The organism is Micromonospora rubida (assembly GCF_009908295.1).
GTDB lineage: Bacteria > Actinomycetota > Actinomycetes > Mycobacteriales > Micromonosporaceae > Micromonospora > Micromonospora rubida.
This window is the reverse complement of sequence record NZ_JAAALO010000004.1, coordinates 1-13239: the sequence shown is the minus strand read 5'-3', so window position 1 is coordinate 13239 and position 13239 is coordinate 1. Positions and strand designations below refer to the sequence as shown.

Sequence of the window (13239 nt, the reverse complement as noted above, 5' to 3'; positions counted from 1 at the left end):
TATCAGTTCCTCCCGTGTGGGGGCACCGGCGTGTGCGGTTGCGCTGCCGTGGTCTGGTCCGCGGCCCGAGGTGCGGCCCTCAGTACGCCGAGGAGCTCGGAGGTGATCTCGTCGGCGACGTCGTCGGAGTCGCGTAGCCCGACCCGTACGCGCAGCACCGGGGGCACCCGGTCGGTGAGGACCTGGCGGTACGCCGCGGCGTACCGGGGCAGGAACAGCAGCCGTTCGATAGCTGCCGGATTGCCGCCGCCGTGGCCCCTGCTGATCGCCCGTTCCCGGGCCAGCGGCCAGGGGGTGTCGAGAAAGACGGGTACGTCGGGCGTGCAGAACCAAGGCGCAGACAGGCCTCGTATGCGGGTCAAGGTCTGGGCCGGGTCTGCCTGCGGATCGGTCTCGGTCAGCACGGTCAACGCCCAGGCGATCTTGGAGTAGATACCGTGGTCGACGAGCACGACATCGTTGGTGGCCAGCGCTGGCCCGAAGCAGGTGAGGTGGTGGTGGGCTTCGCGGCACAGCCGAAGCAGCACGTCGACGGTGCTGTGGTGGGCGCTTTGGTATCCGCCGAGTCCGGTGCGGGAGCGTAGAGGAGCAGTTTCGAGGAACTGCGACAGGCGGCCGATGGTGCCCGGTTCGCTGCCGTAGTGGATGACGGCGGTGGTGAAGCCGGCTTCCCGTAGGCGGGTGCTGACCAGGCGGGCTGCGGTGGTCTTGCCCGCTCCCCAGACGCCTTCCATGGTGACCAGGCGGCCTTGCGGCAGCGCCAGCCAGCGCATCGGGTCGACGGGGTTGCTCCGCTGGAGGGCTGGTGCCGGTGGCGATGGCGCCAACGACTGCATCTGTAATCCCCTTGCTCTTAGCTGGCCGGCCGCAGCGTGGGCAGCCAGTGGAAGTCGACCCGGGGATCGTGGGTCGGTTCGTACTCCAGTCCGACCCAGCCGGCATAGCCGATGTCGCGCAGTGCGGCGAAGTACGCCGGGTAGTCCAGTGCTCCGGAGCCGGGCCGTCCCCGGCCGGGATCGTCGGCGATCTGCACGTGCAGCAGCCGCTGGGCGTGGCGACGCAGCAGGCCGGGCACGTCCTCGCCGGAGCGTCCGTGGTGGTAGAGGTCGCACAGCAGCCCGGTGTTGGTCAGCCTGGTGAGGTCGTTGACCGCGTCGGTGGTCGCCGCGGCGGTGTCGGCGTCGCTGATCGGGTAATCCGGGGCCTCCATGAGGCTGATCGCCTCCAACGCGACGCAGGCGCCGATTGTGTCTGCGGCTGCTGCGGCGGTGGCGAGGTTCTCGACGGCCAGCAGGTCCTGCTGGTGCGGGTCGACGCCAGGTTCGCGGTTGCCGTAGAGCGCCATGAGGATGCGGCAGCCGACCCGGTCGGCGAACCTGGTCGCGACGTCCAGGCAGGTGAGGAACTCGCCGTGCCGGGCGGGGCTCGACAACAGCCCACGGTCGCCGGCGCGCATGTCGCCCTCAATGAGGTTCATCGCGACCAGCTGTACGCCGGCGTCGGCGAGCGCGGCCGTGAATGCGTCGACGTCGGTGACGTGTGGTTCGGGGCCGGTGAAAGGCCACCAGGTTTCGACGGTGGTGAACCCGTCGGCGGCGGCAGCGGCGGGCCTGTCCAGCATCGGCAGGTGCCCGTAGAGCATGGACATGTTGGCGGCGAACCGCAATCCATCCGTATCCATCGTTCCTCACAAAAGTCGGCCATGGGCTCGATGGCCCGGTGAGCAGAGGGGGCCGCGACGTGGCTCAGGCGGCGACGGTGGACATCGCCCGTTGGAACTCCTCGGCGCGGTGCGGCGGGTAGCGCCCTTCCGCCATCGCGGGCACGTAGTAGCTGCCGACTCGTTCCCACGTCCATGGGTCGTGCGCGAACGTGCCGGTGATGCCGTTGTTGACCAACGCGATCCACCGTCGCAGGCAGCTGGGGCACTGCCCGCAGTGCGCGAAGGCGTCGCCGGGAGTGGCGCACGAGAATGTCTGCAGCAGCGTGTCCACCGGCAGCCCCGCGGCGAGGTACCAGGCGACGATCTCGGTCTTGGTCTTGTCCCAGAACGGGCTGTCGACCCGGACAGGTCGTCCGGCGAACTCGGTCAGCACGTCGCTCATCCGCGCGAACGCCTCCGGGCTCTTGTCCGCCGTGTGATCGCCCTTGACCCCGATACACCAGATGACGTCCGCGCGGAACGCCGCGAGCATCGCGAACAGCACGTTGCGGAACGTGATCAGGTCGCCCTGCACCGTGGCCCGGGCCGACAGGTCGAGCTCGGCGCTGATCTCCAGATCCATGCCGTGTGCCGCGGCGAGCGCCCGCACGGTATCGATCTCCTGCTGCCGGCCGTAGTGGCCGCTGTCGAAGTACAGCGCCGGTGGCTTGCCGAGGAAATGCCAAGCCGGGAACGAGTCCAAGCCGGCGGAGAAGAGCAGAACTTCACGCACAGGGTGCTCCTTGCCGAACGTCGTCGTGGGGGATCGCGGGGCTATGCAGGGCCGCGCGGACGCCGGTGCAGTTCAGCGCCAGTCGTGCAGCTGTTTGCCGGGGGGCGTGTCCGGCGCCGGAGATCACCGGTGTGTGGCCCATGTGCTCGCCTCTCGCGAGATCGTCTGTGCGTAGCCGTTGATGCGTTCCTCGGTGTCGTGGTCGGTCAGGACAACGGCCAAGGTGCGGTCGATGACCGTCGCCGCCTGCCGGCACGGCGAACCGGCATAGCGGGCGAAGGCTGACCGCCGGTCGGCGGGCATCAACCCGAAGGTGCCGACGCTGTTGGGCACCCCGAGCTGGGCGAGGTGTTCGCAGAACGCCCGCGGATGGTCCAGGTCAACCCTGATCAGAGCGCTGTAGCCGTTGTCACCGGTCGCTGCGGGGGTCGCCGTGATCCCCGGCGTTGCGGTGAGCAGGACGGCGAGCCGGCGGGCCTGCCGCCGACGACGGTCGAGAAGTTCGTCGAACCGGGCCAGATTCGCGTGGGCGAGGACTGCGAGCGGTTCGGCGAGGCGGTAGTTGTAGCCGACCGTTTCGGGCTGGCCGCCGTACGGCGGCAGGTGGTGCGCCCGCAGGGCGCGGGCCCGGCCGGCGATGTCGTCGCGGTCGGTTAGCAGGTAGCCGCCTTCACCGCACCAGAGGATCTTGCCGTCCTTGAGGCTGAAGCAGCCCACGTCGCCGTTGGTTCCGGCAACTCGCCCCTCGGTGCTGCTGCCCTGGGCCTGACACGCGTCCTCGATCACCACCAGGCCGTGTGCGGCGGCGACGCGCGCCAACTGTGTCGGATCGCCTTGGCGGCCCCACAGGTGAACAGGCAGGATCGCCTTGGTAGCGCTGGTCACCTTAACGGTGAGATCGTCCAGGTCGAGACCACAGCCGTGGCGATCGCAGTCGACGAAAACGGGCCGGGCTCCGGCATAGATGATTGGCGCAACCGACATCACCACGGACAGCGCTGGCACCAAGACTTCGTCACCAGACCCGACACCGAGGCAGAGCAGGGCGGTATGCAAGGCCGCAGTGCCCGACGACACCGCGACGGCGTGCCGGACCTGGAACCTGGCGGCGAGCTCGTCTTCCAGGGCTGCGACATACTCGGTGCCGGCCGGCCGGGGCATCTGCGTTAGCAGCCGCGACAGGTCTTCGACGGCGCCGCCGCGTGCGGTGAGTGGCCCGGCGGTCATGTCGGCACCTGCTCGGTCAGGAACCGGTCGAAACCCATCAGTGGCCACATGTTGACGCAGTCGCGACTGAACAGCGCGCAGTCGATGCACGGCCCAGCCGCTGTGAACAGCGTACGGGCGTCGGCGCCGCGGATGGTCGGTGCGGTGGCGGTGGCGGTGATCTTCAGACTCGACGGGCAGTCATACAGGCTGCCGTCCGGTTCGATGAAGAACAGGTTCGTGCCGCCGAAGCAGCCGCTCACGAAGCCTGACTCGTGGGTGATGCTGTCGACGACTCTGCCGGGGTAACTCGGGTCGGGCAGTCGCACTGGCATGCCGGAGCGGTAGAGCTGCGTGAATGCCTCCGACATCGGGTCTGCGTCGCCGCCGGTCAGCGACAGCTGTGTGCGCAGGGCATGGCCGCGGTCGAGCGCGATCGGCTGCGGCACGAAGTAGTCACAGCCGAGCTCGGACGCCAGCACGGCACCGGCCCTGATGACGTCGATGTTGAGTCGGGTGATCACGGAGTACAGGCCGACCTTCGGTGATGGGCTGCTGCCCCGGGCGGCGATCAATGCCTGGATGCCGCTGATCACATCCTGGTGCCCGTGTTTGCCGTTGCGGGCCGGACGCCACGTGTCGTTGTAGCCAGCGTCCGGCGAGTCGACGGACACGGACACGGCGTCGACGCCCAAGGTGATGATCCTGTCCACCAGTTCGGGCCGGTTCAGCGGGATCCCGTTGGTGCACAACACCACCTGCACGTCGGCGGCTTTGATCGCGGCGATCACCTCCATCACCGGCGGCCAGATGAGCGGTTCGCCACCGGCGATGAAGATTCGCTTCACCCGGGACCCGGGCAGGGTGTGCACGAAGGCGGTGATCGCAGTGAGGTCCAGGTCGGTGCGGGCCAGGTGTGACATCGCTCCGGATTGCTGCGGCATGGCTTCGCGGTGCTCTTCGATCGTGCCGAAGTAGCAGTACCGGCAGCCGAGGTTGCAGGGTGACCGTAGCGCCCACAGCAGGGTGACCGGGCTCAGGTCGGCCGTCATGCTGGGGCCTCCCACGGGAAGATCACCCAGCTGTCGACCTGGTGGCCGAGGTACCTCACGACGTCGGTAGGGCTCTGCGGCCTGTGCCAGTTCGCGCGGTTGACGGTCAGCACGGCGGTACGTACGCGCGTGGCCCCGGCGGCGTGCAACAGGCCAACGGTGCAGACGAGGGTGTCGCCGCTGCCCGCGATGTCGTCGACCAGCAGCACGTCCATGCCCTTGAGGTCGCCGAGGGTAGCGGGGTTCACGACCTGGGGTGTGTCGGACTTGTCGGCGTTGACGGTGTCGTCGAGGGTATGGACCACCTCCACCGATCGCACCTCACGGACGCCGAGCTGGTGCGAAAGCAGGACGGCCGGGACGAGGCCGCCGCGGAGCACGCCCACCAGCACGTCTGGCAGCCGATCGGCGCGGACCTGGCCGGCGATCGTGTCGACCGTCTTGGTGACATCGGGCCAGGTGAGGACGATCGGGGTCTGGTCACCGGCCACGTTCGTCACCCCAGATGAGGACATGGGCGCGGCTGGTCACGTTCCATCCGTGCGTCAGCGCGGCATCCGCCATCCACCGCATCCGCTCGACGACCACGTCCGCGGTGGTGCCCTCTGGGGACAGCCACACCTGTGTGAGCCCGAACTCGTGCTGCAGAGCGACGATTTCCTGAATGTCGGCAGGGCAGGTCACCACGAACTTCCACCGGGCTTGTCCGGTGTCCTGCAGCTGCCTGATGACGTGCGGCTTGATCCGTCTTCCACGCGGGACCGCGGAACTCTCCAGCTTGAGACCGGCGTTGAAGCACACGCCGGCGGCGATCAGGTCGCTGCCGGGGGCGACCGTGGCGTTCGTCTCGACCTCGACCGCGCGTCCGTCCGCACGTGCGGACCACGCGAGGTGAGTGACCACATCCCGGTGCAGCAACGGCTCGCCGCCGGTCACGATGACCAGGTCGACCGGCATCAGCGACGGGTCAGCGGTGGCCGGATCGATCCGTAGCAGCTCATCCCAAATCTCGGCCGACGTCATCGTTCGCGCCGTGCCCGGGTCGTGCCGGGCCACGTTCCAGGTGTATTCGGTATCGCAGATCATCGTGCCGTCAGTCGGCGTGTCACTGGTGCGCGGCAACGCCGCGTAGCCGCATGTGAGGTTGCAGGCCATGAGGCGGGCAAACAGTGCCCGGCGGCCGAAGCTGGGCCCTTCGCCTTGGAACGAGTAGAAGAGGTCGGCGACCTGCGCAGTGTCGGCCTTGCGTCGGACCATAGGGTGAGCCGCAGTAGTCAACGAGACCATCTCCTTTCGGCCGAGACTGGAATCCGGAACTCCGCCCAGCTGGTCGCCGTTTCGCTGACCTTCACGGCCCCGACGTGCACACCGTCGGGAAGCGGCAGCTTCTCGGCGCACCAGTCGAAGATCAGCCGGGCTAGGTTCTCGCTGGTCGGCTCGACGGTGACAACGTCGTTGATCAGCCGATGGTCGAACGTATCGGCCAGGTACTGCTTTACGGGCTCGAGTTCCGCGAAGTCGACGACGAAGCCGGGACCGCTCAAAACCTGCGCAACGAGGGTCACCTCGACGGCGTACGAGTGGCCGTGGACTCGCGCGCACTTGTGGTGCTCCGGCAGGTCCCCAAGCCGGTGCGCAGCCTCGAACTTGAAGGATTTTCCTATGCGGTACTCCCCGCCCCTGGCGGCAGCCGGCGTCCTCCCTGCCATGGTGTTGCTCATGCGGCACGTCCCGCCATCGACGCCAGCTGGAGGAACTCGGCGCGGGCAGTGGCGTCCGTCTGGAGGGCCCCGGTCGTCGCGACCGTGATTGTCAATGATCCTTGCGCCCGGACACCGCGACATGTCATGCAGGTGTGCTCGGCCCGCAGCAACACGCCCACGTCAGCGCATTCCAGCTGCTGCTGCAGGAACCGGGCGACCTGCTGCCCCAGGCCCTCCTGTGTCTGCAGGCGTGCGGCGAACATTCGTACGGACCGCGCGACCTTTGATAGGCCGGGAATGAACGCTGCTGGGCGGTAGCCGACGGCCGCAGTCCCGAAGAACGGAAGAAGGTGGTGCCCGCACACCGAAGTGAACTCAATCCCACCGGTCACGACCAAGTCATGCTGGTCGTCCTCGTTCGGGAACTTGGTGAACTCCCAGGGCTTTTGGGTGAGCATCTGTGTATAGGCGTCAGCGACCCTGCGCGGGGTGTTGACGCCGACCTCAGTGCTCGCATCGACGCCGAGTGCGGTCAGTAGCTGCCCGACGGCCAGCTCAGCGGCGTTCCGGTCGATCGAGGGTGCCGTCGGGGGTAGGAGCGTGTGACCAATTTCCAGATCGGAAAGAGTAGTAACCACCAGGTCTCCTTCGGGGGTGAGGCCGAACTCCCGGGAATGCGTGTGCTGTGTCCGCCTCGGCGCGGATCGGGACGTGAGGGGCAGTTGCGATCTGGCCGGAGTTCAGGGCGTCCGCCTGCTGCTCCACCCTGAGTCACGCCCAGGAGGTCGTGACGACGACGCATCTTCTATCTGGCAGCGGTGTTGGCGGGAAGCTGGATCTCCTCGCTGCCTGCGGGCCAAGTCCCGACTCCAACACCGTCTGCGTATGCTCGACTTGATCACCGCCGAGATAAGATGTCATGTCGGAACGCCTCCCTGTAGCGACCGCTCATGCCGTGATGGGGTACGCCCCGCGCCGCATGCAGCGCCGGGTCGAGGCGTACCTCATCCCGTCACCTGGCCGACGGAGGCTTCGTCGCGGACGACCAGGGAGTCGATCGAGTCAATCGCTTGCCTGTCGCTTATCGTTACCAACACGATGCCCAACGTCAGGAAGGGTGCGCCATGACCGAGGGCGGGTATCAATATGCGTCTCGCGCATGACGGCGACCGGGCGGCATATGGAACCTTGGAGCATGCCCTCGCACGATCCAATACTGGTGGTCACACAAGGACGCCACGATGACTGCGACTCACAAGGCGCGGTACTGCCGTTGCGGCGCCCGTCTGGCCCGTGACAACCCCGGCACGCGCTGTGCCCCGTGCGTCGCTCATGAACGAGATCATCTCTACGCGGCTCCCGAGCTTCCGGCCGACTTTTGGGACGAGGTGGTGCTCAGTGAGGCGCTCCGGAGCCGGCACATGGGCCGGGTTATCCGGGCTTGGCGGACGCACCCCCACCACGGGCGGCGATCGATCTCCCAAGATCGCGTGGCGTCGTGGGTGGGGCTCACGCAGGCTCAGCTAAGTCGGATCGAGAACGGCCCGGCGATCGCCCACCTTGATCGGCTGTCCCAGTGGGCGGAGGTGCTGCGGGTTCCGGCCGACCGTCTGTGGTTCGCGCTACCAGCCGTCACGGAACGGCCGGCCGAGAAAGAGGACAAGGTGAAGCGGCGCAACTTGATCGCGGTAGCCGGGGTGACGCTGGCGACCGGGGTGTTCGGGGAAGCAACGCCTGCAAGGCCGTTGAGCAACGACGGGGAAGAGGTCGAGTGGTTCGCATGGCACCTTTGGCAGCACCGAGCCGAAGAACTGCACTCGTCTCAGATTCCTGATCACGTACGCCGTCGGCTTGACAGGCATCCCGACATCATTCGGACAGCAGAGGACACATACCGGCTCACTGATCCAGCGATTGTGGATGTGTTCGTAGCCCACCGCGTCTTCGGCGATATCACGCGGGGTAGCGGGCACCTGCTTGCCGCCGCGCAGACCAGTCATGCAACCGATCTGACCATCGGCGCGTTGACCGCCGATGACGAGAGCGCTCGACGAGCGTTGGTCGCGTGGATGCGACACGGACCCACGGCAGTCTTGCGGGTGAACTCGGCTGGCATCCTTGCGAAAGTCGGGTCGCCCAAGGTTGGCGACGCAGCGATTTCCGCCATTCGTGGCGACGATGACGTCCGACATCTGTACTTGACCGCCGTCACGTGTCGTGTGCTGGACATGTCATGGGATGAAGCCGCACGCGTCGCCGCTTTGGCCGCCGAATCAGGTAACCGAGCCTCCATGGGTCTGGCATCGGCGCGTCAGACGTGGGCCACCGAACGCCTGACAGCAGAGCTGATCAACCCGCGCGACGCTGCGGCACGTTGGTGCAGTGCGGTCCTCCTCGCAACACTGCCCAGCGCTCTATTCGACACAACCCGTCAGGCGGTCATGAACGCCGTATTGCGTGAAGCGTGCTGCGAAAACCTGCGCGCATATGCCGCCGTCCTTGCCGGAACTAGTCCTCTCAATACCTAGGAGTCCGAATGAAGCTGCTCGCCGTAAAGCCCGGCGAAGAGGTCATTGCAACGCTAAGCAGGCGTGCCGCCGAGGCGGGCATCACCAACGGCGCGATCATTTCTCTTGTCGGCGCGATCGATGCATGCGCAATCAGCAACATGCCGGCCAGTGACGCAAAGTCGGATGTCGTTACGGAGTATAGCCAGCCATTCGAGTTGAGCGGTACTGGCGAGATTGTTGATGGCAAGGTGCATGTGCACGTTGTCCTTGGTCGTGAAGGTGACATGGCGCTCGCTGGTCACCTGCATTGGGCGAAGGTCGAAACCTTCTTCGTCCACGCATACACGTTATCTCTCAGCGCGGACGATTGTTGAACCGCTACCCCAGGGGTGTAGGTGGAATGGACGATTCGCGCACCCAAGTGGACCAGACGGCGGTGATGGAGGAGGGGCATCCTCGTGGATCCGCAACAGCTCAGTGACGTGAAGAGGGCGCTGGGTCGACGGCTCGGCAGGTGGCGTCGGACGCGTGGGCTGACTCAGGACGATGTCGCACGGCGGGTGCACAGCACCCGGAGCACGGTCGCCAACGTCGAGAGCGGCCGGCAGGTGGTGGACCGTGTCTTCTGGGCGCAGTGCGAGTCGCTTCTCCAGGCCGACGGCGAGTTGATCACCGGTTATGACGAGTACCGGTCCCTTGAGGTCCGACATCAGCAGGAGAAGGCCGAGGCGGCCCGTCATGCCCGCTGGGGAGCGGTGCTGGATCGTCGGGTGATCGCCGAGGCGGCGCAGCATCACGACACGCCGTTCCTGCCCCGGGCCGATGCCGTGGCGGCGGACGCGGCGTTTGTGGGGGCCGTGGACGGGGCGTACGTTGGGATGCGGCAGGCGATCAGGGTCGCCGCCCGGGAGACCAGCGAACACGCGATGAACGCGGGGGCGAGGGCCGTGTCAGACCTCACCGTCGAGCAGTTACGCGACGACGCGATCCGAATGGCCCAGGGATACGGGCAGTTGACGCCGACGGTGGCGATCACCGAGACCTTGCGGGTGCGGGCACTCGCCGTCGAGGCTCTGGGGCGCACCCACCGGCCCAGTCAGCAGCACGAGTTGTACCTGATCACCGCGCAGGCGGCGGCGTTGCTGGCCAGCGCGAGCGCGGATCTGGGTCTGTGGACGTCTGCAATGCAGTACGCCCGTGCGGCCGACACCTACGGCGAGATCATCGGCCATCCCGGTGTGCGTGCCTACGCGCGCGGGATGCAGGCCACCGTCGCGTACTGGACCGGCCGCCACGAGGAGGCCGTGCGGTACGCGCTGGCAGCGGTGGACACCGCCCCGTCCGGCATCGGTCAGGTGCGTGCCCAGTGCGTGTTGGCCCGGGCCTGGGCGCATCGGAGCGCCGTCGACCAGGTCCGCGAGGCACTCGCCGCAGCCGACGACGCCCGTGCCGTCGATGGCGACGACGTCCTGCACGACGCCATCGGCGGGGAGTTCGGCTTCACCGCCTCCCAGCAGGCGCGCTGCGCGAGCACCGCCTGGCTGCAGGTCGACAACCTGGACGAGGCCACGAAGGCGGCAACCGCCGCGCTGCGGTTGGCTGCGACGCAGGACGCCACCCCGTGGTCGACCATCGAGGGCGAGGCCCGAGTCGACCTGGCCACCTGCCACCTTGCCGGCGGACGGCTCAACGCCGCGCAGGAGACGCTGGCACCGCTGTGGACCATACCGCCCGAGTGGCGGCGCACCGGTCTGCTCGGACGGTTGGGCAGGGTGCAGGAGCTGCTGTCGGCGCTGCGGTGGCGTCAGGTGCCCGAGGCGCGTCAGCTCGCCGAGCTGGCGAGTTCCTTCGCGACGGCCCGGCCTGAACCTCCCGCCTTGCCGTCGGTATGAACCGCTGGGTCAGCCGCGCTGGTGCCAGGTCTGCAGTAGCTCGCGTTCGCGCTCGGCCGGGATGCCGTGGTCGGCGGCCCGGCCTGCTTCGCCCTCGCCGGTGATGGCGCTGCCGCCCGCGGTCATCCACGACCAGGTTTCGTTGACGGTCTGCCGCAGAGATCTGCACGTTAGTCCTGCTGCAGCGGCACGGGAACTGTCGACGGCCCACACCCCAGGGTGGGTGCGCCACAGCGGGAGCTCCGTCCACTGCTGCACGCCCTGCGGGATCAGCCAATCGGGGTCGGTCCACACCGTCCGGGTGCCGGCGCCCGTCGCCGAGACGCAGGCATCGACAAGCTCCGCGAACGTCGCGTGGCCGATCGGCGCGGTGACGTTGAACGAGCCATGCTCGGGTCCTGCCGCACGGGCCAACGCGAACGCGGCGGCGTCGCGTACGTCGACCGGTTGGATGGGCCGCTCCGCAGGCCCGGGTGCCAGCAGTTGGCCACCTCGGGCGGCGCGCGTCAGCCACCAGGTGAGCCGACCTACATACTCGTGAGGTCCAAGGATTACTCCGGGCCGCAGCAGCACGGCTCGCTGTTGCCCGACGGCGTGGACGACAGCGTTCTCGCAGCCAGCCTTCAGCGCCCCGTACTGGCCGGCGTAGCCGAGGTCGGCGCCGAAGGTCGCGTCAGCGTCCGGCGGGCAGTCGAAGACCGGTGAGCCGTCGTCCAAGGGTTCGTTCGGCCAGCCGGTGTAGACGTTGACCGAGGACATGAACACGTAGCGGCCGACGACCGGCGCGAGGGCCTTCGCGGCAGCGAGGACCTGGTTGGGGACGTAGCCGATCGTGTCGATGACGGCGTCCCACGGGCCGTGTTGGGCGAGCCGCTCCAGGTCCTCGCGTCGTTCCCGATCGCCGTGTACGGCCTGCACGCCGGGCAGGTCGGCGGCGGAGACGCCGCGGTTGAAGGTCGTCACCGACCAGCCCGAGGGCAGCGCGAGTTCACTGAGAGTGCGCCCGAGGAACCAGGTTCCACCGAGTATGAGCAGCCGCATGTCCGCCATCATCGCCTATGGTCGAGCGACCGGCACGACCTGCGCGTCTCGCGGAGGCCCCACTCGCAGCCCCACTGAGAGCGTTGCCGGCGCAACAAGATCACTACAGATCCGGAAGACGTGATTTCCACTGGCACTGGCTTGGTCTTTCCGCCGTCACCCGAACTTGGCAGCGCCGACGGGGTCGGCCTGTGAGCCGGTCAGATCAGGGCGTCACTGCCGAGCCGCGTTCCCACGCCGCAGCGGGCGGGCGGCGCGACGGTGTAGGGATGCCGCTGCCGGGTTCGCCTGGGGCGACCGGGATGTCAGTGACGCTCCATTGCGTGGATGGATCAAGTCGCCGCTGCTCCTGCCCGTGGATGCGGTGTGCCGCAGGCGCTCTCGCGCGGCGAGTTCGGCGTGTACGGGACTGCCCCGGGTTTGGTTGACTCGCGGGGTTGAGTGGTTCAGGTCGCGTGTGTGGGCTGGTTGATTGTCTCAAACTCGATCGGGGTGAGCCGGCCGAGGCGGTGTTGCCGGCGTCGGCGGTGGTAGGTCCGTTCGATCCAGGTCACGATCGCCAGGCGCAGCTCCTGGCGGGTGTGCCAGCGTTGCCGGTCTAGGACGTTGCGTTGCAGCAGGGCGAAGAACGACTCCATCGCCGCGTTGTCGCCGCAGGCACCGACCCGGCCCATCGAGCCGACCAACCCGTTGCGATGCAACGCTTTGACGAATTTCCGGGAACGAAATTGACTGCCCCTGTCGGAGTGCACGATCGCTGCGGCAGGGTTCCGCAGCCGGGTGGCGTTCGACAGCGCCGCGACGGCCAGGGACGCTTTCATGCGGGTGTCGAGGGAGTAGCCGACGATCCGGCCGGAGTACACGTCCTTGATCGCGCACAGGTACAACTTGCCCTCGGCGGTGGGGTGTTCGGTGATGTCGGTCAGCCACACCCGGTCCGGGGCGTCGGCGGTGAAACGGCGTTGCACCAGGTCGTCGTGCACCGGCGGCCCGGCCCGCCGCGTGAGCCCTCTGCGTTTGGCGAACACCGACCAGATGCGCTGCTGTGAGCACAACCTGGCCACCCGGTTGCGGCCGGCGGTGATGCCGTGGGCGGGCAGTTCATCGGCGATGAACCGGTACCCGAACGCTGGATCGTCAGCGTGGATGTCGAGGGCAGCGTTGATCAGATGCGCGTCGTCGAGGTCCCGGCGGGTGACCGGGGTCTTCTTCCACGCGTAGTAGGCCTGCTTGCTGAATCCCAGCACCCGGCAGGTCACCGCGACGGGGATCCCGTCCGCGGCCAGGTCACCGACCAGCGGGTACATCATTTTGGGGAAATCTCCTTGGCGAAGTACGCCGCCGCCCGACGCAGGATCTCGTTCTCCTGCTCCAACACCTTGTTCCTGCGACGCAGCTCC

13 protein-coding genes and 1 pseudogene are annotated in these 13239 nt (G+C 67.6%); 3 read left to right on the top strand and 11 right to left on the bottom strand.

Annotated elements, in window-relative coordinates; translation table 11 throughout:
- Nucleotides 1-2: 2 nt before the first annotated feature.
- The 9 genes from GVV04_RS14340 to folE form a co-directional block, all read right to left on the bottom strand.
- Nucleotides 3-836, bottom strand: a complete 834-nt coding sequence (locus GVV04_RS14340) for a dTMP kinase (RefSeq protein ID WP_161688456.1) — start codon at nt 834-836, stop codon at nt 3-5.
- A gap of 17 nt (nt 837-853) precedes the next feature.
- The gene (locus tag GVV04_RS14335; protein WP_161688455.1) at nt 854-1681 is read right to left on the bottom strand and encodes a hydroxypyruvate isomerase family protein; all 828 of its coding nucleotides are present in this window, start codon (nt 1679-1681) and stop codon (nt 854-856) included.
- A 64-nt stretch (nt 1682-1745) separates the two neighbouring features.
- Nucleotides 1746-2435 (bottom strand): 7-cyano-7-deazaguanine synthase, encoded by a 690-nt coding sequence (locus GVV04_RS14330; RefSeq protein WP_161688453.1) that lies wholly within the window; start codon nt 2433-2435, stop codon nt 1746-1748.
- A 123-nt stretch (nt 2436-2558) separates the two neighbouring features.
- The gene (locus tag GVV04_RS14325) at nt 2559-3662 is read right to left on the bottom strand and encodes a DegT/DnrJ/EryC1/StrS family aminotransferase (RefSeq protein WP_161688451.1); all 1104 of its coding nucleotides are present in this window, start codon (nt 3660-3662) and stop codon (nt 2559-2561) included.
- Nucleotides 3659-4693, bottom strand: a complete 1035-nt coding sequence (locus GVV04_RS14320; protein WP_161688450.1) for a radical SAM protein — start codon at nt 4691-4693, stop codon at nt 3659-3661. Before GVV04_RS14320 ends, GVV04_RS14325 begins: the two co-directional genes overlap by 4 nt.
- Complete coding sequence (locus GVV04_RS14315) at nt 4690-5184, bottom strand: phosphoribosyltransferase (protein WP_328822386.1); 495 nt, start codon at nt 5182-5184, stop codon at nt 4690-4692. Before GVV04_RS14315 ends, GVV04_RS14320 begins: the two co-directional genes overlap by 4 nt.
- The gene (locus GVV04_RS14310) at nt 5174-5950 is read right to left on the bottom strand and encodes a 7-carboxy-7-deazaguanine synthase QueE (protein WP_235966214.1); all 777 of its coding nucleotides are present in this window, start codon (nt 5948-5950) and stop codon (nt 5174-5176) included. Before GVV04_RS14310 ends, GVV04_RS14315 begins: the two co-directional genes overlap by 11 nt.
- 17 nt (nt 5951-5967) lie before the next feature.
- A complete protein-coding gene (queD, locus tag GVV04_RS14305; RefSeq protein ID WP_235966212.1) occupies nt 5968-6414 on the bottom strand; it encodes a 6-carboxytetrahydropterin synthase QueD in 447 nt (148 codons plus the stop codon).
- A complete protein-coding gene (gene folE, locus GVV04_RS14300; protein ID WP_161688447.1) occupies nt 6411-7034 on the bottom strand; it encodes a GTP cyclohydrolase I in 624 nt (207 codons plus the stop codon). Before folE ends, queD begins: the two co-directional genes overlap by 4 nt.
- A gap of 603 nt (nt 7035-7637) precedes the next feature.
- Between folE and GVV04_RS14295 the strand changes: the two genes are divergently transcribed.
- From GVV04_RS14295 to GVV04_RS14285, 3 genes are all read left to right on the top strand, one after another.
- On the top strand, nt 7638-8924 hold the full coding sequence (locus tag GVV04_RS14295; protein WP_201753552.1) for a helix-turn-helix domain-containing protein: 1287 nt from the start codon (nt 7638-7640) through the stop codon (nt 8922-8924).
- A gap of 8 nt (nt 8925-8932) precedes the next feature.
- Nucleotides 8933-9280: a PPC domain-containing DNA-binding protein gene (locus GVV04_RS14290; protein WP_161688446.1), complete on the top strand. Its 348-nt coding sequence runs from the start codon at nt 8933-8935 to the stop codon at nt 9278-9280.
- Nucleotides 9281-9364: 84 nt separating this feature from the next.
- Nucleotides 9365-10798: a helix-turn-helix domain-containing protein gene (locus tag GVV04_RS14285; RefSeq protein ID WP_161688445.1), complete on the top strand. Its 1434-nt coding sequence runs from the start codon at nt 9365-9367 to the stop codon at nt 10796-10798.
- A 9-nt stretch (nt 10799-10807) separates the two neighbouring features.
- Here the strand turns inward: GVV04_RS14285 and GVV04_RS14280 are convergent, their stop codons facing one another.
- Nucleotides 10808-11839, bottom strand: coding sequence for an NAD-dependent epimerase/dehydratase family protein (locus GVV04_RS14280; RefSeq protein WP_161688443.1), 1032 nt, complete (start codon nt 11837-11839; stop codon nt 10808-10810).
- Between the two features lie 446 nt (nt 11840-12285).
- Nucleotides 12286-13239, bottom strand: a pseudogene (locus tag GVV04_RS14275) (IS3 family transposase); the annotation flags it as partial.

Bases quoted from the DNA above. Each gene is read 5' to 3' on its own strand.
- GVV04_RS14340 (WP_161688456.1), bottom strand. From the start codon at position 836: ATGCAGTCGTTGGCGCCATCGCCACCGGCACCAGCCCTCCAGCGGAGC.
- GVV04_RS14335 (WP_161688455.1), bottom strand. From the start codon at position 1,681: ATGGATACGGATGGATTGCGGTTCGCCGCCAACATGTCCATGCTCTAC.
- GVV04_RS14325 (WP_161688451.1), bottom strand. From the start codon at position 3,662: ATGACCGCCGGGCCACTCACCGCACGCGGCGGCGCCGTCGAAGACCTG.
- GVV04_RS14320 (WP_161688450.1), bottom strand. From the start codon at position 4,693: ATGACGGCCGACCTGAGCCCGGTCACCCTGCTGTGGGCGCTACGGTCA.
- GVV04_RS14310 (WP_235966214.1), bottom strand. From the start codon at position 5,950: ATGGTCCGACGCAAGGCCGACACTGCGCAGGTCGCCGACCTCTTCTAC.
- queD (WP_235966212.1), bottom strand. From the start codon at position 6,414: ATGAGCAACACCATGGCAGGGAGGACGCCGGCTGCCGCCAGGGGCGGG.
- GVV04_RS14295 (WP_201753552.1), top strand. From the start codon at position 7,638: ATGACTGCGACTCACAAGGCGCGGTACTGCCGTTGCGGCGCCCGTCTG.
- GVV04_RS14290 (WP_161688446.1), top strand. From the start codon at position 8,933: ATGAAGCTGCTCGCCGTAAAGCCCGGCGAAGAGGTCATTGCAACGCTA.
- GVV04_RS14280 (WP_161688443.1), bottom strand. From the start codon at position 11,839: ATGCGGCTGCTCATACTCGGTGGAACCTGGTTCCTCGGGCGCACTCTC.